A 19,654-nucleotide genomic window follows, 5' to 3' on the forward strand; every position below is an offset into this window, starting at 1 on the left:
ATGAATTCCACGTTTGCCCGGTTTCCATCTCGACTTCAAGATGCGATCGTCTCGCGCTTGGGTTGGTCGTCACTTCGCCCGGTGCAAGAGTTGGCGGGACAAGCGTTGCTCGACGGTCAGAATGCAGTCATCCTGGCACCGACAGCAGGTGGCAAAACCGAGGCATCCTTTTTTCCACTGCTGGCAAGGTTGATTCAGGCAGAGCCACAGGGAGTCGGGCTGATCTATATCGCGCCCATTAAGGCATTGTTGAACAACCAGGCAGAGCGATTGGGGCTGTATACCGAAATGGTTGGTTTGAGGCGGTTTCTCTGGCATGGCGACATCAAGGATGCTCAAAAACGGGCGTTTCTCCAGGAACCTGCTGCCGTTCTGATGACGACCCCGGAATCACTAGAGGTCATGCTGCTGTCTGCCAAAGTGCCGCATAAAAAGCTTTTTGGTGACCTGCGAGCAGTTGTGATTGATGAAGTCCATGCGTTGGCTGGAACCGATCGCGGCACTCACCTGATATCGGTCTTAGAGCGGCTGGCTCGGTTCACCCCAAATGATATTCAGCGCGTGGGGTTAAGTGCCACCATCGGCAACCCGACTGAGATCCTGCACTGGCTCCAGGGCACCTCAAACCGAGCAGGCTGCGTGGTTGATCCACCCAAATCACCGTCCCCCAAGGAGTTGCGTCTTCACCTCAAAGATACGCTGGGGGCGATCGCCACAGATGCCAGTCAACTGGCGCAAGGCAAGAAGAGTCTCTTCTTCTGTCAGAGTCGGGCGCTGGCAGAAGATCTTGCCGAGCGACTGCGGCACCGGGAAACGGATGTCTTTGTCCACCATAGTTCTGTCTCTTTGGAAGAGCGCACTGCCGCAGAAGCGAGGTTTCATCAAGGCACAAATGCCTGTATTGTTTGCACCTCTACGCTGGAACTAGGAATTGATGTTGGAGATTTAGACTTGGTGTTCCAGGCAAACGCCCCGTCTACGGTTTCTTCTTTCTTGCAACGATTAGGGCGGACTGGCAGACGCAGCGGACAGCGAGCGAATACAACTTTTTTCTGCGAGAACATTGAAACCGTGTTGGAGGCGATCGCCATCGTTGAACTGGCGCGATCGGGGTGGGTCGAATCTGTGCCGACTCAGAAGCGAGCCTGGGCGGTTCTAGTCCATCAGTTGCTTGCCTTGACGCTGCAATTTGGGGCAATTAGCCCTGAGCGGTGCTGGGAGCAGTTGTCGATCGTGCCTGATTTTGCTGGCATTACTTGGGACGAGTTTGAGTTTTTACTCAAACACATGCTTCAGACCGACTACCTATTTATGGCAGGAGGGTTGCTTTCCATGGGGGACAAAGCTGAACAGGTGTTTGGACGGAGAAACTTTATGGAACTCTATGCCGTGTTTAGCAGCCCGGTATTTTATCGAGTCAAAACAGAAGTTGGGTATGAGATTGGGGCACTGGAGCAGTCGTTTGTCGATACGCTGGTGTCCGAGATCAGCGCTTTCCTACTGGGGGGGCGAGCCTGGATGGTGGTTCAGGTCAATCATGAGGAACGAACGATTCGTGTCGTTCCGGCTCCGCGTGGAAAAAAGCCAAGTTGGGGTGGGTTTGCTCCGCAACTGTTAGGGTTTGAAATTTGTCAGAAAATTGCTGAAATTTTGAAAACGTCGGCTCCTATCCCTTACATTGATGAATTGACGCAGGCTGCATTGAGCGAGTGCCGCGCTGATCTTGGGCAACTCCTGACGCAGGCTCAACTCAATATTCGGATGGATAATGAACAGGCAACGTGGTGGACGTTTGCAGGTGGCAGCATTAATAATACGCTCAAATATGGGCTGCAATTTCAGCATGATTGGAAGATTGTGGCAGACAATTTTAAGCTCAAAATTGTTGGAGACAGCTTGGGGCGATCGTCTTTGAATTTGGCAATTGAGAAAATTCAAAGCAAGTCATTCTGGGATAGTCCTTCAACCCAACAGTTTATTTGGTCACAGTTGCCTCAATATCGTTTGAGTAAGTTTCAAAAGGCTTTACCGGAAGCTTACTCGCTTGAGATCATTAGCGACTATCTACTGAGCATTCCGAGAACGGTTGTGCTTTTGCAAACACTGAGTTCGGCTGAATCGAGGTGAAGCAGGCGTTGCTGAACAGAAATATGCATTGTCAAAATCTGCCCTCACTCTCACCCTCTCCCAACGGGCGAGGGAACTCGATTCTAGCTCCCTTCTCCAAACTTAAGGTAGTGCAGTAGCAAGCGAATCGAGTGCTTCAGCATCTCCACGGACTTGGAATAGCACAACGTCTTACGATGTAATCGAGCGAGGTAGTGCCGCAGTCGAGTCTTTTCTCCCTCAACGCGGGTCATTGTCATCTGACACCTCTAGCAGCGGCACCAACGCTGTCGCGATCGGGAGGGTGCGCGTCGCCAGTTTCCCTTTCGTCGCAGCCTTCCGCAAGATCAGGCGGGGGTGAGGACTTTAGCTTGACCGTGGCGATCGCTCTTCATCTGTACTAGCCCATTAGTACAACCAGCATACACCGGGAAATGGCAGTTTTCCGGTGTATGAGGTTCAAAGCACTGCTATGGCGTTAACTTACCGTAAAGGGGAGGAAAACAAAGCTGCTTCTTGCTCCAAACAGGTGCTTGTTGCGAGTGTAGCCAGGGGCAAGGAGGACGGCTTAGAGAAACCTTTTGGGCTACTCTCAAACCCCCGACGGAGCAATTTTATTTTTCATACGGTTTTAATACCTTTCAATCAGGCTTGTTTTAGAGGATGTTTTAAAGGTCCAGATGCGTGTAGCTCTGGCGACTGAAGTCGCGGCTACACGCACAAAACCTGCCTACGCAGGTTCCAAAACCCTCGTGCTGAGGTAGTCCGCGCAGGCGGACTTTGTTGATGTAGTCGCGGTTTTAACCGCCAGACACTTTTCAAACAGCCTCTTAAAGCTAACCAACTTCCACTTCAACGTTTGAGACACACCAGGAGTTAAACATGACAAAGCTAGAACAAGTTCGCGGCGGCAATAATCAAAAAGGCAAAAGCTTTTTGGATGACATTCTAGTAGGGGATGCTAGTAATAATGTTTTGAATGGAGGAAAGGGGAATGACGTAATCTTGGGAAATGCTGGCGACGATATCATCTTTGGCGGACAAGGAATCGATGTTCTGCTCGGCGGACAAGGAGACGATAAACTGTTTGGTGAAAGGGGCGATGACTTTCTCTTCGGTGATGAAGGCAACGATCAATTAGATGGCGGCAAAGGAAGCGATTTTCTCTATGGAGGATTGGGTAACGATATTCTTTTAGGAGGTGATGGCGCGGATGTGCTGGTTGGCGGAACTGGTGGAACAGACACACTAACGGGTGGCAAAGGTGCAGATGCATTTGTCTTTAACGGAGACGTTTTTGCGGATGCTACTCCAGTCCTAGCGGGAGCTACTGGCATTCGCTTTGTGAATCAGCCTGACATTATTACCGATTATGAGTTCGGTCGTGATCAGTTTGTTTTTGACAGTAGCGACTTGAACATTACTAACTTTACCTTCCAGAAGGGCGTTACTGCTCAAATTGCAGCCAATGGCAACTTTATCGTCCAACTTGATCCCTTTGTGAATGCAGCAACGGCGGCACGAGCGATCGCAGATAACGCTGCCATTACAGCGAAAGAAGGTGCATTCGTTTACTTCAACACCACGTTGGGTATTAGCCGTCTAGTCTACTCGCAAGACCTTGCGAATGGGGGTGATATTAGTATTTTGGCTAACCTGACCAATCAGGCTGGACAAACGGGTATTGCCAACTTGAACAACTTCACTGCCAGTGATTTTAGCCTAGTCTAATATCTCTTAAAAGAGGGCTGGGGGTAGTGCTATCACTGCCCCTTTTATCATATCTACTCATAGTAATGATAGCGGTGTATGGTAAGCGAAGGAGACTCAACGATGACTAAAACCATCCAACAAATTGTTCTGCTTTTAATTTTTCTAATCGTGGTTTCAGTTGTCGCGATCGGTGCAGCAATAGCGCAGGATTCTAATCATATAGCATCATCAACTGCAACCGCTCAGATGGCGAATCAGTTCCAGCAGCAGCAGGTTATTGGTGCAGAAAATGCAAATGCGATTGCAGCTCAAACTCCGCCGCAAAGTCCATCCAAAATCAACATCAACCCAGAGACAGGTGTTCCCAAGGGCGCGATTTTACTTACCGTTTTTCTGAAGCATGACCAATCGAAAACGTTAGAAAAAATTCTCAATGAACTGAAGCAATCTGGCTATTGGAAAGCCTTTCCACCAGAAGGGGTTGACGTTGTTTCCTGGTATGTGATGATGGGCATTGGACAGGTTGTCACGTTAGCTGTACCGCCAGAGCGGTTACGTGCTGTGAACACGGCACTGGAACGTACTGCCTGGAGCGCGTATCGGACTGAATTTTATGCCACCTACGATTTTGCACCCATTGCAAAAAAGTCACGAGAACAGGCATTGAAAGGCTCTTAATGGCAATCATGTTGCAATAGGTAGAAGGAGCGTGACAACGGTTCCTTGTCCCAGTTCACTATTAATTTGCATACTGCCGCCTTGCAGTTGGCAAACATGTTGAGCGATCGCCAATCCTAAGCCCAATCCACCTCTGGGTCGGGCGTTATCACCCCGATAGAAGCGCTCTGTGAGGCGTTGTAGCGCGTTTGCCTCAATACCTTTGCCCTGGTCTTGAATTTGGAGGGGAATGTACTGCTGCTCCTCTGTTTCGACAGTCGGCAGCACTTTGAGGCAAATCACCTCACTTTCAGGCGCGTACTTAATGGCGTTGTCCAGTAAATTTAAAACCACTTGTCCGGTCAGTTCTGGATCAACCCACACGGCTGTTTTAGTCGAAGCCGCAGAAAGTTCCAGTTTCAACCCCGCTTGAGTGGCGGATGGCTGCATTCGACAGAGACATTCCTGAGCGATCGCCACGGCTGAAACAGCCTGGGGGTGCACCTGAAGCTGTCCCGCATCCGCCTTGGCGAGCCACAGCAATTGCTCCACCAGCCGAGTCAGGTAATCTGTTTCACGGCAGGCTCGTCGTAAATACAGTTGCGCTTTCTCTCCCGTCACGACACCATCCAAAATTGCCTCCAACTCAACTCGCAAAGTGGCTAAGGGCGTGCGTAAATCGTGAGAAACGTTAGCAACCAATTCACGACGAGCGGTTTCCTGTGCCTGAAGTGCCGTCAGAGTTTCGATTAATTTGGCTGCCATCTGATCCAGCAAATGACTTAATTGCGCCAGTTCATCATGTCCTTTAAGGGCAGAACGAGCCGTATAATCGCCTGCTTCCAGCCGTTGCGCCTGTTGGTGTAAGCTGCGTAGCGGTTGGGTTAAGGTGCGAGAGAGGAGCCATCCCGTCGCCGCAGCAACGGTTGTAGCGGCGATCGCCATACCCATTACCAAGCCCTGCACCTCTTCTGCAAACCGTTTGGGACGACGGAGCGGCATCGTAAGATAAACTGCGCCCACAATTCGATCGGCACTGCGGAGCGGCACTGTGCTGTAGAGCCACCAGCTATTTTTAGGATCGGTGGCATTCCACAAACGTCCTGCTTGCGGTGCGCCTGCCAGGGTTTTGAGAATTAAATCCTTGGGCAGTTCAACAGCATGACCTCGATTCACCGCCTGACTGGTTAAGCGAGTGGTGGCAGCCATGTTGAAAATTGTGACCTGCGATCGTGCCTGTTCGCTCATTAAATCGGTGAGTTGACGCATCGTGTCTGGACTTTCCCAGTGAGTGGGAATTTGCATTGCAAGGGCATCTGCCTGTCGCCTCAACGTGACTTCCGCCTCTTTGACAAAGAACTTTTCTAGCGCGGCTCCTAAGATTAACGAGAAGCCACCCAGACTACCCAGGGTGACGAGCAACAGCGTGAGTGTGAGTCGGCTAGAAACGCTTCTTAATTTCATCCTTCATGCCCTCGAAAGCGGTAGCCAACGCCCCATACGGTTTGAATATATTCTGGGCGAGAGGAGTCTAGTTCAATCTTTTCTCGCAACTTGCGAATATACACGTCAACCACGCGGGTGTCGCCTGCAAAGTCAAGCCCCCAGACGTGTTCTAGCAGTTGCTCGCGTGTATAGGCTCGTCCGGGACGATCGGCAAGTTGTGCCAGCAAATCAAACTCTTTGCCGCGTAAATCGAGCCATTCTCCATTGAGAAAAGCATGACGCTGATTCAGGTCGATCGCAATGCCCTGCGTTTGTCTCACCTCGCGGTAGCCTGGGCTATATGCCCGTCGCATGAGTGCGTTGACCCGTGCAACCAACTCTTTGGCACTAAACGGTTTGATTAAGTAATCATCGGCTCCGATCGCTAACCCCTGCACGCGATCGCACTCCTCTACGCGTGCCGTCAACATCAAAATTGGCACAAAGTAGCCCAGTGCCCGGACTTCTTGACAGACCTGAAAGCCACTAATATCCGGCAACATGAGATCTAAGACAACCAAATCGGGGCGAAAGCATTGGATCTGTGCCACGCCCTCAGTGCCGTTGCTAGCGGTTAAACACACCAAGCCATCACGCTCAATGTAAAGCTGCACAGTCTCACGTAAACTGATGTCGTCTTCGATGAGCAAGACCGTAGTAGTGGCAGGCATGGGAGTTAACTTCTAAGCTTGATCAGTTCAATAGATAGCCAGTGGGATTGCTCATCGTTTGACAAAAAATGACTGACAAGCATACTCCGTGAAAGGGGTACTTACTTTGGCATTGAATCGTTAAACAGGGCGAAAAACAGAAAGAGATCCACGAATCTTTAGCGCCAATCCTCTTTTATTGATGTTGCGTTGGTGGTTGAGGTATGGGCGATCGAGCGATCGAAGCCCCAGTTGAGAACTGCACCAGCGCAAGCATGGTTGCCGCTAAGCCGACAAACACGCCGCACGGGATCATCACACCCAATAATCTAGACATCTGTTCAAGTCTCCTTTGTCTGGTCATCTCCTGAACATTCACTAAAGGTATTAAAAATCTATGAATTTGCAAAGTGTAAAAAATAAAAGATTCACGCTGTTGAGCGTTTTAGAAGATCTAGGCTGTGTTTTAAAACCCTTGACCCTCCCCAACCCTCCTTAAAAAGGAGGGAGCCGAACTATTCAAAGTCCCCCTTTTTAAGGGGGATTTAGGGGGATCACCAAGAGTCAAAGTAACGACCCGAAGGTTTTAAAACACGCCCTAGTTTCTCATTCACAAATTTTTAATACCTTTCTATAAAGGTGAGAGGCAAGTCCTTTTAGGAGGTCAGCCTTATGGATGCGGCAAAGACTACAGAAAGACCCAAGCGGCAAAACGCGGCATTCAAGCATTTGATGCTTCTGCACTGGATTATGGCAGCGTTCATTCTTACGCTATATTTTACAGGTGTTTTCGTTGCACGTCCGTTACAGGCTCCTCTCTGGCTGATGTCTTTTTGCCATCAGTCGTTAGGAATGCTCTTTTTGCTGCTGCTCATTGTCAGAATTTTCTTACTGCTGCGAGTTGTTGGACATAAATATACACGGCGATCGCCGAACGTTACGTCCAACTGGTTACAAACCATCATGCTACACAGCAGCCTCTATTTCTTTATGCTGGTAGCGCCTATCAGCGGCTTTTTTTTGCGAAATTTTATTGGCTTAGGCACCACGCTTTTTGGTCTTCCCGTACCATCTCTTTTTGCTGCAAATAATACCTGGGTTGCACTGGCTAGAAGCTCACATTTCTGGTCATCCTATCTCTTTTTAGCCTTTATTGTTTTACACGCTCTGGCGCACTGGAAAGTCATTCGTATGACGGTGAGAAAGCGCTTTGTCACACGCTAAATGCTTTCAAAAATATGGTCACTTACCGTCTTAAATGATGCAAGTAGCAACAATGACTATGATCGCCAGTGTGCAATCGAGTGAAACGGCACTGAATAAACTACGCCAAAACACGCTTACAGCCGATGAACTACTCAATCTGCTCAAGCAGTACAACCTGATGCCACTGTTGCTGCGGGAATTGTTGATTGATGACGCGATCGCGTCCATCACCCTTTCTCATCAAGACTACCTCGATGCCTGTGCCCAGTTTTATCAACAGCAGCACCTCACTACGGATGTTGACCGACAAACCTGGTTAGAAGCGCATCAATTATCGTCACCACAACTCGATCGCCTGATTACCCGCAGCCTTCGACTAACCAAATTTAAACAAGCAAGGTGGGGACATAAACTGGCATCCTACTTTCTCCAGCGCAAAACCCAACTCGATCGCGTCATTTACTCGTTGCTGCGAGTCAAAGAGGTCAGTGTCGCTCAGGAATTGTTCTTTCGCATCCAGGAGGGCGAACGAACCTTTGCTGCATTAGCACGGCAATACTCTCAAGGCGCTGAAGCCAGAACAGGTGGGTTGATTGGACCTATGGAACTCAGCAAACCTCACCCCGTTTTAGCAAAAATGTTGGCAGTCAGCCAGGCGGGTCAACTCTTGCCTCCTACTCGTCTCAATGGCTGGGTTGTCATTGTGCGGCTAGAGCAGTTGTTAGAGGCTCAAATGGATGAGGCAATGCAGGAACGGCTGTTAACAGAACTGTTTGAGCAATGGGTACAGGAACAAATAGAGCCGTAAATGAGCGTTGTGCCCTCACCCTAGGGCGTGTTTTAAAACCCCCAGAAGCCCCCAACCCCCAATTCTGGGGGCTTCCAACCATCTTCAAAGTCCCCCAAAGTTGGGGGATTAGGGGGCAGAAGCTTACAGCAACAAAGCGATTGAAAGTTTTAAAACACTGCCTAGCCCTCTCCCTAGGGGCGAGGGGACATGTCCGGCTCCCTTCTCCCCTAGGAGAAGGGTTGGGGATGAGGGCAAATTATTCCTGTACGCAGCAACACCCGTTCTTTGATCAGTCAACCTCGATCGCAATTCTTCAATTTTTTGTCCCATGACTTACACGATCGCCACCTGTCAATTAACCGAGTTTCTCGCTGCTCTACCACCCTTTGATCAGCTTTCCGCCAATAGCTTTGACACATTGTTGAAACAGGCAAAACCGCTGCGCTATCGGATGGGGCAATTGATCATCACGCGTGAAAAAATGCCTGCTCAGGTGGCGATTTTATATGACGGTCAAGTTCGATCGCTCGGCTATGAATCTGATGTTCCGCTGCCCGTTACGCTGGAGCGGCTGCAACCTGGTGCCATCATCGGCTGGGCTGGTTTGGTGCGTGGCGTTGCCTGCGAAACCGCGATCGCGTCCACTGAAACAATTTGTCTGACGCTGGCTGCATCAGACTTCCTGCAACTCCTGCAAACAGAACCCGCGATCGCGTCCCACTTCCACACGCAGCCTGCCCTGATTGAACTCTTTGATCTCCTGAACACATATTTCCAACATCGCGCCGATCGCCGCCTCATTCTAGAAGCTGCTGGAACCAGCAACCTGAAGGACTTCGCTCAAACGCTTCTCCCTCACGCAATGGTTTATCGCAAACGTGCAAGCCCTGATTATGTCTGGTTGAACAGCAGTCCCTCTAATCGATTTGCTGTGGGCGATCGCATCCAAACCGCTGATCTGGATCATGCTGCCGATCGCCTCATCGGCTTACCCGTTCACCTGCTACTGCCCCCATCACATGTGAATCATGGAACATTGAATGGTAATGGATTATCAAATGTTAATCAGACGTTGCCTTTCATAGGAGATTCTGACCTGCCCGATATTCCCTACGCGTCGGCTGAGTTGATGGATCGAGAAGAACCGCTGCCATCCGCTCCATCGCACTATGCCTACGTCCGGGGCAGTGGCACTGTAAATGCCGTCCTTGCCTGTTTTCAGATGCTGAGTCAACACTGGGGCTTTCCCTTCCGGCGCGAGGTTGTACAGCGCATTCTAGCCGAGCAGCACCAACGAATTGGTATACTCTCGCTGCGGCACTGTGGCAGTGTGGCAGAGTTGAGCGGCTTGCGATCGCAGTTGGTTAACGTACCCTCAACAGCGGTGCATCGGTTGCCGACTCCCGCGATCGTCCGTTGGCACGATAGTTTTGCTGTGCTGTATGACATCAGCGCCAAACAAGCAATTCTGGGTGTACCCGAAGCGGGCATTCTCCGTCGCCAGCCCGATGAGTTGATGCTCAATCAGCCCGCCCATGACCAAACGGAACCTGCCGAAACCCTGGAAGTTTTGCTGCTACAACCAACCCAGGACACGCCCAAACAAACCTTTGGTCTCGGTTGGTTTTTGCCGTCGCTGTACAAATATCGACGGGTCTTGATGGAAGTGTTCGTCGCGTCATTTTTTGTGCAGCTTTTTGGCTTGGCGAATCCTTTAATTACTCAAGTGATTATTGACAAGGTGCTGGTGCAGAACAGCCCCGATACATTGCAGATCTTGGGCATTTTTCTCATCGTGCTGGCACTGTTTGAGGCAGTCCTCACCAGTCTTCGCACGTATCTCTTTGCCGACACAACCAATCGCATTGATCTGGCATTGGGTGGTGAGATTATCGATCACTTATTACGGCTGCCGCTGCGGTATTTTGAGCGGCGACCCGTTGGTGAATTAGCCACTCGTGTGGGGGAGCTAGAAAATATCCGGCAGTTTCTCACAGGAACGGCGCTTACGGTCGTGCTGGACGCTGTGTTCTCCGTGCTTTACATCGTGGTGATGTTTCTCTACAGTTGGCTTCTGGCGCTGGTGGCACTGGCAACGTTACCGCTGTTTGCCGCATTGACCGCGCTCACGTCACCGATCGTCCGCCGTCAACTGCGTACCAAAGCCGAACGCAATGCCGAAACACAATCGTTGTTAGTTGAAGTGCTGTCGGGCATTCAAACGGTGAAGGCTCAGAATCTGGAGTTGCGATCGCGCTGGCAATGGCAAGAACGTTACGCCAAATATGTCAGCGCCAGTTTCAAAACGGTACGTACCTTTACGGCTGCCAGTGCCACCAGCACCTTTCTCAATCAACTTTCTGGGCTGTTGGTGCTGTGGGTGGGAGCACTATTGGTATTGCAGGGAAAATTGAGTCTGGGGCAACTGATTGCCTTTCGGATTATTGCAGGCTATGTCACCAGTCCCCTGCTGCGCTTGACTCAACTGTGGCAAAACTTTCAGGAAACTGCCCTGTCGCTAGAACGACTCAGCGATATTCTCGATTCGCCGATGGAAGCAGATGCGATCGATCTGCAAAACATCCCCATGCCCACGATTGAAGGCACGGTTCAATACGAACATGTTTCATTTCGGTTCAATCCTACAGGGGCGATGCAATTAATCAACATCCAATTAGAGTTTCTGGCAGGTACGTTTGTTGGCATTGTGGGGCAGAGTGGATCGGGTAAAAGTACTCTCATGAAACTTTTGCCGCGCCTTTACCCACTGGAATCTGGGCGTATTTTGATCGATGGCTATGACATCAACAAAGTCGAACTCTATTCGTTGCGGCGACAGATTGGCATTGTGCCCCAAGACACGCTGCTGTTTGAGGGCACGATTCAGGAAAACATGACGATGCACCATCCCAATGCCACCGCTGAAGAAATGATTGCTGCCGCTAAAACTGCCGTTGCACATGAATTCATCATGGCATTGCCACAGGGCTACAACACCAACGTAGGAGAGCGAGGCACAGCGCTATCAGGTGGGCAACGACAGCGACTGGCGATCGCCCGTACGCTTCTCCAAAAGCCGCGTCTGTTGATTTTAGACGAAGCCACCAGCGCCCTGGATTACGACACAGAGCGGCAGGTGTGTCTCAATCTTGCCGAGGCATTCAAGGGCTGCACGGTGTTCTTCATCACCCATCGGTTAACCACCATTCGCAATGCCGATCGCATTCTGCTGATGGATCACGGAACAGTCGTGGAGGAGGGCACTCATGCAGCATTGATGTCCCTGCGCGGACGCTACTACTGCCTTTATCAACAGCAAGATTCCCAATTGTAAGTCCAGTTCTAAGTAGGTAGGCATCATTAAACTGAAGACCCTCATCCCCCAACCCCCTTCTCCCAGAACGGGAGAAGGGGGCTAAGATCGGCTCCCCTCGCCCTACTTGGGAGAGGGGCTGGGGGTGAGGGCGAAACCTATGCCTTTCACATTTAATTCCACCTTGTTACTTCATGCTTAAGGAATGGTTCTAGTGATGCAACATCGACTCAGCAACACCCGCTCGATCGCCACCGTTGATCAAACCATCATGCTACAGCGATCGCCCGTTTTGTCACGCGCGATCGTGGCAGGCATCATCGGTGTCACCAGCTTCAGCCTCTTGTGGGCAAGTGTGGCACAGCTTGAAGAAGCGATTCCCGCTACAGGTAAGCTAGCGCCACAGGGCACCGTTCAGGAGATCAAAGCACCGCTGAATGGCGTGGTTAAACACATTTATGTGCGAGAAGGTCAGCGGGTGAAACAGGGAGACATTCTATTAACGCTGGATTCCACCACGTCTCAAGCACAACTTACATCGCTCCAAACCATCCAGGCAGCGCTGAAACAAGAAAATGCCTTCTACCGTGCCGTTTTGCAAAATGCTGGGACTCCCGCTGCAAGAACCCTCAACCTGACACCCGAAGTGGCTGCCCTCACTCAAAATCGATCGACATTAATAGCTGAGAATCAACTCTATCGCGCCCAAGTTGGTGCTACTAATGGCGTTGGTTTGAATGTAGAACAGTCCTTGAGGCTGCGATCGCACCAGGCTGAAGTATCGTCTCGCCATGCAACTGCCGCCCTGGAAGTAGCACAACTCAAGCAACAACTCGCTCAAAACCGGGTGCAATTAGCCAGCGCCCAAGATCTGTTAGCAGTCAATCAAACCATTTACAAAGATTTAGAGCCTGTGACGCAAGAAGGTGGACTTTCGCGCCTGCAATTCTTGAAACAGCAGCAAGAGGTTCGCACTCGTCAGGGAGACGTTGATGAACTGATTCAAGAACAACAGCGGTTGCAACTGGCGATCGAGCAGGGACAGCAAAAATTCAACAACGCAGTAGCGGTATCGTCGCAGGATGTCCTGACCAAACTTGCTGACAATGAAAAACAGCTTGCGGTGATTGACAGTCAGTTAAATAAAACCATTGTGGAGAATGAAAAGCGGCTGGCTGAAATTGGTAGTCAACTCAGTGAAACGCAAGGCAAACTGAACGATCAAGCACTCCGCGCTCCCGTGGATGGCACGGTGTTTGATCTCAAAGCGTCCAGTCCTGGCTTTGTGGCAAACTCCACCGAACCAATCTTGAAAGTGGTTCCGAACAACAGCCTCATTGTGGATGTGTTGATTACCAACAAAGATATTGGGTTTGTGAAAGAAGGAATGCCCGTTGATATTCGGGTGGACACCTTCCCCTTTAGTGAATTTGGGGATGTCAAAGGCAAGCTGCTCTCCATTGGATCGGATGCTCTACCCCCGACCCAACTGCGTCCGTCTTATAGCTTCCCTGCTAAAGTGCAACTCGATCGACAAGCGCTCACAGTCAACGGACGCGAGTTACCCCTGCAATCAGGGATGTCAGTCAGCGTCAACATCAAAGTGCGCGATCGTTCCATCATGAGCCTCTTCACCGATGGGTTTGTGAAGGGCTTGGAGAGCCTCAAATTTGTTCGCTAAGGACTGTTGCTTAGAGATTCCAGGCATAAGGTTCTAAAAGTGCAAGATAGGCTGAAAAACCTTGTCCAGATCGAGTTTTAGAGCATCGATCGCAGTGCGGCTCAGCATCAGGACTTCTGCCTCAGGGGAGCAGGAGTGCCAAATTGTTTAGAGGCTGTTTGAAAAGCGTCTGGCGGTTAAAACCGCGACTACGTAAACAAAGTCCGCCGACACGGACTACCGAAACGCGAGGGCTTTATAACCTGCGACGGCAGGTTTTGTCCGTGTAGCCGCGACTTCAGTCGCCAAGGCTACAAGTATACGGACTTTTAAAACGTCCTCTTAGGCTCGATGCGACATCGAGATGGTCGTCGCCTAATTGCTGTTCGCGGATCGCTAGTGATCGCACATAAAGCGGTTCGGCTTCCTTATAACGCCCTTGCTCTTTGTAGAGAAATGCTTTCCAATGTAAACAGGTTGCAATATTCAGCGCTTGCTCTGGTCTTGTGAGCAGTTCAATCACGGCTTGCAGATGGGCAATCATCACCGTTGATTCTCTAATCAGTGATCGCTCCGGCTTCTTCTGAACTCTTTCTGCTTCAGTCAGCACCACCTGGTAATCCGCTGCTGCTGCCGTAACGACTGCTGCCAGTCTTCCTCTGTCAATCCAGAGCGGTTGAATGACTGGTAGCGGCGCTCAATTTCATCGAGGTACCACTGGAGGAACTCGGCGATCGCGTGGTAATCCATCCCGGCACCAATATGACGAATGCTTTTCCACTCATGGTTGTCCGCGTGCGGATCCAGCAGAATCACCTGATGCCCTGCACGCACTTTCTGCATCACCAGGTAACGCGCCGTCCAGGATTTCCCGGACCCCATGCCACCAAACAACAGCCCTGGATATTCCAGGAAGTTTTGCAGATACGCTGTGGTGTCAGCGGTCGGAGCAGACGCACGCGTAACAGGCATCGCTGATGCCTCAGGTGCAGCGGTTGCTGCCATGGGCTGCGGGGGAGCCTGCGGCGGCGGCGACGCTGGCACGTCTTGATAATCGGCATCCTGGACATCTGACAGATACGGTGCCATCTGGGGATAAAGCCGTTCGGCGGACTGTAACTGAGCCACCTGTTGATAGCCTGCCAGTTCAGCGTGATGGGCGATCGCCCCAATCCAGTAGAACGGCAGCAGCGCCGTCAGCCAACGGGCGAGCAAGGTGACGGTAATACCTAGGGAAAACAGCCCCGTGAAGCGGCTGATACCTTCCAGAGCGTAATCAATGCGATCCGGTTCGGGTGCGTCCTCAGGTTCATAATTGCTGCTAGAGAGGGGCAGCATCAGGGGTGAATCGTAGGGAGCAAACATGGTTCACCTCATACCCGAAAGAAGTCTTTGACACCGTGCCAGAAGTCTTTTCCAGGCTTGCCAGCGGTGCCATAGGTCAGCAGCTCTTTACGAGTCTCGGCTTGTCTTCTCAATGCCTTCTGCACTTGCACCTGCCGCTGCGCTTGGGGCACCCTCTCACCGATCGCTTTGGCGCGGTTTTGATGCCGCAGGTGAATCAGTTTGATGGCGCTCTGGAAGTCCAGACGGTTCAGGTCATACTCGGAGCGGTATTCGGCTTCCAGCTTCTGCATCCCGTGTCCGGCTTTCTGATTCAGCAGTTGCAGATGCTTGTCGTAGCCTTTGGAAAGCAGCCATGCATCCAAGAGGCTTTTGTCAATTTGCTTGGAGCCTTTTTCGACTTGCTTCAGCACGCGCTGGACAAACTGCTCGTACTCGACTTGCCCTTCAATCAGCGTGGTGAAGTGCTTTTCGAGGATGGGCAGAATCTCCTTCAGACGAGTCATGGCGGTGGCGCGATCGGCAAACAAGGCGAGTTCCCGATCGTCCATTTGTGGTAGTCGCGCCAGGTCGATGCCGAAGTAGCGGGTGGCGCGTTCGGTCAGGGCACCGACATGGGGTAGGACATGGGATTGGATGCCCCGGTGAGCGGATCTGGAGCTACGGTCAAATCGGACTTGTACTCATTGCAGGAGCGACAAGCCAGACAAACATTTTCAAAGGAAGTGTTTCCGCCTTTGGACTGGGGATGGATATGGTCCAAAGCTTATCGGCAGACCGCTATTGCCAAGTTAATCGCTCACGCGGGAAGCCGTATGGCTCAGCTTTCAACGATCGCCTCAAAACCACCGAAGATCATGCGCTTGCCGTCAAAGGGCATCCCCTCGGGTGGTTGCATTCGCGGATCAGCCATCACTTTCTGATTCCCCTGATCACGCGCTTCACGGGACGACCAAATAATCCAGGCGAAAACCACGGTTTCATGCTCCTCACATTTCACCGCCATGGGGAAAGAGGTCAGCTTGCCGTCAGGCACATCATCACCCCAACATTCAACCACTTCAAGCGCACCGTATTCCTTGAACACCACGGCTGCATCCTCAGCTATTTTTTGATACGCTGCACGATTGGCAGTGGGCACTGCTAGCACAAATCCATCGACATAAGTCATGATCATTCTCCTTGCCTAAATTGACGATTAATACCCGATGTGCGACTTTCTTGAAACACCTGCAAAGACTCCCCTCACCCTAGCCCTCTCCCAGCGGGAGAGGGAACTGGAAATCTCTGAAAGCCCCTCTCCTGCGGGAGAGGGGTTTGGGGTGAGGGCGATTAGTTGCACATTGCGTGATTAATTGATTTTTCCAAGCTCAGATATCGGGGCTTGAGTGTCTGCAACATCGCTTTCATTCTAGAAGTCAATGGGCGATGCCGAAGGCACGCGTTGCGATCGCCTGCTTGATCTCACGAATTCTGTAACTGCTCAGCCGCCGCTTGAACACGAGCTTCTTGCGCTCTCAGTTCCGGTGTAAATTCTTCACCAAAATCATCTGCTGTAAAAACAGGACGGATTTCAATCTCGGAGTCTCCGGGCATCGGGTTGGGGCAGCGTTTCACCCAGGCGATCGCCTCTTCCATCGATTCCACTTGCCAGATCCAGAAGCCTGCAATCAATTCTTTGGTTTCTGTAAAGGGTCCATCAGTGACACTGCGATTGGTGCCGGAAAACATCACCCGCACCCCTTTGGAACTGGGATGCAGTCCTTCACCTGCGAGCATAATCCCTGCGTTGACCAAGTCTTCATTGTATTGTCCCATTTCGGTCAGAAGTTGTTCGCTGGGCATGATACCCGCTTCGGAGTCTGGGGTGGCTTTGATCATAACTATGACTTTCATTGTGAGATCTCCTGTTGGTTGGTTGTGAGTTGGACTGCTGTTGGTTGACACCTCTGTTGCTAGGCAGCCGTGGCTCGTTTGAGTTCATTAATGTCAATCTTCTGCATTTGCAGCATGGCGGTCATGGCTTTTTGCGATTTTTCTGCGTCGGTGTCACTGAGCAACTCGACCAAAATCCGAGGGACAATTTGCCATGAAACCCTGTATTTGTCCTTGAGCCAGCCGCACTGCTGTGCCGTGTCATCGCCGCCTGCTGAGAGCTTTTCCCAGTAATAATCCACGTCCTTCTGGGTGTCGCAATTGACTTGGAACGAAATCGCTTCGTTGAATTTGAAAACTGGACCACCGTTGAGGGCGGTAAAGGTCTGCCCATCTAGCTCAAAGGCGACGACCATCACCGTTCCTGCCGGTTTGCCGTGAGCCTCATACCCAGCTTCACCATACCGAGTTATGTTGACGATCTTTGAATTGCTAAAAATCGCCGTATAAAACTCAGCGGCTGCTTTGGCTTGATCATCAAACCACAAAGAGGTGATCGTTTGAATGGTTGGCATGGTGTTTCTCCTAATGGTTCTAATTGCGGATGAGAACGACTAACCTTGGGCGATCGCGCTCTCGTCCATGAAAAAGATTTCCCAAATGTGACCATCTAAATCTTGAAAGCCGTGTTGGTACATAAAGCCGAGGTCTTGCGGTTCTTTGTAAGTCGTACCGCCAGCCGCGATCGCCTTTGCCACGATCGCATCAACTTCTTCCCGACTCTCAAACGATAAAGCGACCAGTACTTCTGCACTTTTAGTGGTGTCGCAGATTTCTTTGGGAGTAAAGGTCTTGAAATACTGTTCAACCAGTAGCATGACAAAGATAGTCTCATCCACAATCATGCAAGTAGCATTCTCGTCAGTAAATTGGGGATTGAATGTAAAGCCGAGTTGAGTAAAGAACTCGATCGATTTATTGAGGTCTTTTACTGGTAAATTGACAAAGATTTGGCGCGTCATAGTTCCTCCTTTTCAAGCGTCATTATCGGGTGAAGGTATGAGTGAAAGGCGCTCATGTTCGAGGTCAGGGGTTCCACAAATGGAACCCTGTGGAACAAACTGAATACTTAAGCAGGTAGATCGCAGTTAATCATCCACGGAGTGCCGAATCGATCGACAACCATGCCAAAACGGGCAGCCCAGAAGGTTGCTTGAAGTGGCATCTGCACCGTTCCGTTTTCTGCCAAAGCGTTAAAAATCCGTTCGGCTTCTCCTGGATCGGTAAATACGAGCGACACTGAGAAACCCTGTGGTTTTTCAAAGTAATTAGGCGGGGCATCGGAACCCATTAGTACTGTATCGCCCACAGTTAGCGAGACATGCATGATTTTATCAAGCTTTTCAGGGGGCGTTTGCTCCGCCATGGGCGAATCTCCGTAGGTCATCATTGAGTCGATTTTTCCGCCCAGGCACTGCTCATAAAACTTAAACGCAGCTTCGCATTCATCGTTGAAAGAGAGATATGGATTTAATTTCATAAGGGACTCCTTTTGGGTTGATGGTTGTAGGTTGTGTTCAGGAACTAAAAATCCGTGTCGCTCACATACGTGCCAATTGCCCTCGCAACAGCCGATTAGCCATTGATACTGGCAAGAGCCTCAGCAATACGGAGTGGCGCACTCGATCGAGCATACATCCGCTCCATATATTGGAGGAGATGAGGACAACCTTCGAGCAACTGAATCTCGTTAGCCCAGTCAAGCGTATAGGCACAAACGAAATCGGCGATCGTTACCGTGTTGCCAACAATGAACTGGCACCCCTGCATATGCTCCTCCATCACCGCTGCCATATCTATGAAATCTTGGCGAGCCAGGGAGACCTCGGCAGGAAGGCGCAAATGTTGTGGATACAGCATCGTGTGACGCGCGATGCGCCAGAGCGGTTGCTCTAGCTCCGTAGCCGTGAACAGCAGCCAACGATAGACTTGCGATCGCTGCTGGATGTCTGTGGGAATCAACCCTTTGTGGGGGTACTTTTCTGCCAGATAAAGTACAATCGCAACCGACTCAGTGAGAACAAGGTCGTCGTCAACGAGCACTGGGAGCTTGCCGCACGGATTCATCTTGAGGAATTCCGGGAGACGATGTTCACCCGCCGCGAGATTGACGGTCATCGACTCGAAATCTACGCCCAACTCCTGGAGTATCCATCGCGCCCGAATTGAGCGCGTAGGCGCGAATTCATAGAGCTTCATAGGCTTCTCCATTTTGATCTTATGCTAGTCTTGATATCTCAATGTTTCCGTTTTTACTCGATTGGAGCCGCCCTTACTCCATTGCTTGTGGAGGCATGTGAAGACCGATCGCATTTCCTTCAGTATCGACCATCAAAGCCATGAACCCGTATTGACCGATTGACATTTTGGGTGTGTGGATTTTCCCACCCGCGTTGACAACGCGCTCCGCTTCCACAGCGACTTCATTGCAATGGAAGTACGGTATCGTGCCACTGCCGCCAGATTTAACCCCGTCCATCTTGACCAATGCGCCAGACGCGCCTACTGCTTCCATCGTCATTGGAAACGCCCACATTTCTATTCCAGGACTTTCAGGACTTTCGAGCTTCTCCAGCTTCACCTCGAATACAGACTCGTAAAACCGTTTTGCACGATCCATGTCCTGTACGTAAATCTCGCACCAAACAATGGGATTGGGTTTCATACTGTAACTCCTGTTTGATTGTGTTGTGATAATGTCGGTTTGCGACCAAACGCTTGTTCTATCAAATAGTCGAATCAAGGTGCGTGAGATCGACACGTTGAACAAACTTTTTCTAGAAATCGAACGATTC

The 19,654-nt window shown here is 50.7% G+C and carries 21 protein-coding genes and 1 pseudogene; 7 read left to right on the forward strand and 15 right to left on the reverse strand.

Annotation, left to right across the window (positions count from 1 at the left end):
- A complete protein-coding gene (locus tag AC5JO6_RS17570) occupies positions 1-2,127 on the forward strand; it encodes a DEAD/DEAH box helicase (RefSeq protein WP_496082356.1) in 2,127 nt (708 codons plus the stop codon).
- Positions 2,128-2,210: 83 nt separating this feature from the next.
- Here the strand turns inward: AC5JO6_RS17570 and AC5JO6_RS17575 are convergent.
- A pseudogene (locus AC5JO6_RS17575) lies at positions 2,211-2,360 on the reverse strand (IS1 family transposase); the annotation flags it as partial.
- 628 nt (positions 2,361-2,988) lie between these two features.
- Here AC5JO6_RS17575 and AC5JO6_RS17580 point away from each other — a divergent pair.
- Entirely contained in the window at positions 2,989-3,837 is an 849-nt protein-coding gene (locus tag AC5JO6_RS17580; RefSeq protein WP_496082357.1) for a calcium-binding protein, read from the forward strand.
- A gap of 102 nt (positions 3,838-3,939) precedes the next feature.
- Positions 3,940-4,497, forward strand: a complete 558-nt coding sequence (locus tag AC5JO6_RS17585) for a hypothetical protein (RefSeq protein WP_496082358.1) — start codon at positions 3,940-3,942, stop codon at positions 4,495-4,497.
- Positions 4,498-4,503: 6 nt separating this feature from the next.
- Here AC5JO6_RS17585 and AC5JO6_RS17590 read toward each other — a convergent pair whose 3' ends face one another.
- The 3 genes from AC5JO6_RS17590 to AC5JO6_RS17600 all read right to left on the reverse strand — a co-directional run bounded on the left by AC5JO6_RS17590 (position 4,504) and on the right by AC5JO6_RS17600 (position 6,948).
- On the reverse strand, positions 4,504-5,940 hold the full coding sequence (locus AC5JO6_RS17590; protein WP_496082359.1) for a sensor histidine kinase: 1,437 nt from the start codon (positions 5,938-5,940) through the stop codon (positions 4,504-4,506).
- Positions 5,937-6,632, reverse strand: a complete 696-nt coding sequence (locus tag AC5JO6_RS17595) for a response regulator transcription factor (RefSeq protein WP_496082360.1) — start codon at positions 6,630-6,632, stop codon at positions 5,937-5,939. Before AC5JO6_RS17595 ends, AC5JO6_RS17590 begins: the two co-directional genes overlap by 4 nt.
- Before the next feature lie 175 nt (positions 6,633-6,807).
- Positions 6,808-6,948, reverse strand: a complete 141-nt coding sequence (locus AC5JO6_RS17600; protein ID WP_496082361.1) for a hypothetical protein — start codon at positions 6,946-6,948, stop codon at positions 6,808-6,810.
- A gap of 335 nt (positions 6,949-7,283) precedes the next feature.
- Here AC5JO6_RS17600 and AC5JO6_RS17605 point away from each other — a divergent pair, with 335 nt between their 5' ends.
- From AC5JO6_RS17605 to AC5JO6_RS17620, 4 genes are all read left to right on the forward strand, one after another.
- Positions 7,284-7,835 (forward strand): cytochrome b, encoded by a 552-nt coding sequence (locus tag AC5JO6_RS17605; protein ID WP_496082362.1) that lies wholly within the window; start codon positions 7,284-7,286, stop codon positions 7,833-7,835.
- A gap of 52 nt (positions 7,836-7,887) precedes the next feature.
- Positions 7,888-8,625 carry a peptidylprolyl isomerase gene (locus AC5JO6_RS17610; RefSeq protein WP_496082363.1) on the forward strand — a complete coding sequence of 246 codons (738 nt, stop codon included), beginning with the start codon at positions 7,888-7,890 and terminating at the stop codon, positions 8,623-8,625.
- A 310-nt stretch (positions 8,626-8,935) separates the two neighbouring features.
- Complete coding sequence (locus AC5JO6_RS17615) at positions 8,936-11,941, forward strand: peptidase domain-containing ABC transporter (protein WP_496082364.1); 3,006 nt, start codon at positions 8,936-8,938, stop codon at positions 11,939-11,941.
- 196 nt (positions 11,942-12,137) lie between these two features.
- The gene (locus AC5JO6_RS17620; protein WP_496082365.1) at positions 12,138-13,601 is read left to right on the forward strand and encodes a beta-barrel domain-containing protein; all 1,464 of its coding nucleotides are present in this window, start codon (positions 12,138-12,140) and stop codon (positions 13,599-13,601) included.
- A gap of 277 nt (positions 13,602-13,878) precedes the next feature.
- On the opposite strand, the gene AC5JO6_RS17625 is transcribed toward AC5JO6_RS17620, so the two are convergent.
- From AC5JO6_RS17625 to AC5JO6_RS17675, 11 genes are all read right to left on the reverse strand, one after another.
- Positions 13,879-14,124, reverse strand: coding sequence for a tetratricopeptide repeat protein (locus AC5JO6_RS17625; RefSeq protein ID WP_496082444.1), 246 nt, complete (start codon positions 14,122-14,124; stop codon positions 13,879-13,881).
- 59 nt (positions 14,125-14,183) lie between these two features.
- Complete coding sequence (locus tag AC5JO6_RS17630) at positions 14,184-14,945, reverse strand: helicase HerA domain-containing protein (protein WP_496082366.1); 762 nt, start codon at positions 14,943-14,945, stop codon at positions 14,184-14,186.
- 8 nt (positions 14,946-14,953) lie between these two features.
- Positions 14,954-15,475: a hypothetical protein gene (locus AC5JO6_RS17635; RefSeq protein ID WP_496082367.1), complete on the reverse strand. Its 522-nt coding sequence runs from the start codon at positions 15,473-15,475 to the stop codon at positions 14,954-14,956.
- A gap of 50 nt (positions 15,476-15,525) precedes the next feature.
- Complete coding sequence (locus tag AC5JO6_RS17640; RefSeq protein WP_496082368.1) at positions 15,526-15,687, reverse strand: HNH endonuclease; 162 nt, start codon at positions 15,685-15,687, stop codon at positions 15,526-15,528.
- A 57-nt stretch (positions 15,688-15,744) separates the two neighbouring features.
- Positions 15,745-16,095, reverse strand: coding sequence for a DUF1428 domain-containing protein (locus AC5JO6_RS17645; protein ID WP_496082369.1), 351 nt, complete (start codon positions 16,093-16,095; stop codon positions 15,745-15,747).
- A 293-nt stretch (positions 16,096-16,388) separates the two neighbouring features.
- Positions 16,389-16,820 carry a YciI family protein gene (locus AC5JO6_RS17650; RefSeq protein ID WP_496082370.1) on the reverse strand — a complete coding sequence of 144 codons (432 nt, stop codon included), beginning with the start codon at positions 16,818-16,820 and terminating at the stop codon, positions 16,389-16,391.
- Positions 16,821-16,879: 59 nt separating this feature from the next.
- Positions 16,880-17,374: a VOC family protein gene (locus AC5JO6_RS17655; protein WP_496082371.1), complete on the reverse strand. Its 495-nt coding sequence runs from the start codon at positions 17,372-17,374 to the stop codon at positions 16,880-16,882.
- A gap of 39 nt (positions 17,375-17,413) precedes the next feature.
- Positions 17,414-17,821 carry a VOC family protein gene (locus tag AC5JO6_RS17660; RefSeq protein WP_496082372.1) on the reverse strand — a complete coding sequence of 136 codons (408 nt, stop codon included), beginning with the start codon at positions 17,819-17,821 and terminating at the stop codon, positions 17,414-17,416.
- A gap of 107 nt (positions 17,822-17,928) precedes the next feature.
- Positions 17,929-18,339, reverse strand: a complete 411-nt coding sequence (locus AC5JO6_RS17665) for a VOC family protein (RefSeq protein ID WP_496082373.1) — start codon at positions 18,337-18,339, stop codon at positions 17,929-17,931.
- 95 nt (positions 18,340-18,434) lie between these two features.
- Positions 18,435-19,058: a glutathione S-transferase family protein gene (locus tag AC5JO6_RS17670; RefSeq protein ID WP_496082374.1), complete on the reverse strand. Its 624-nt coding sequence runs from the start codon at positions 19,056-19,058 to the stop codon at positions 18,435-18,437.
- Between the two features lie 73 nt (positions 19,059-19,131).
- On the reverse strand, positions 19,132-19,524 hold the full coding sequence (locus tag AC5JO6_RS17675) for a VOC family protein (protein WP_496082375.1): 393 nt from the start codon (positions 19,522-19,524) through the stop codon (positions 19,132-19,134).
- Positions 19,525-19,654: the final 130 nt, after the last annotated feature.

This window comes from Tildeniella sp. (assembly GCF_059505325.1).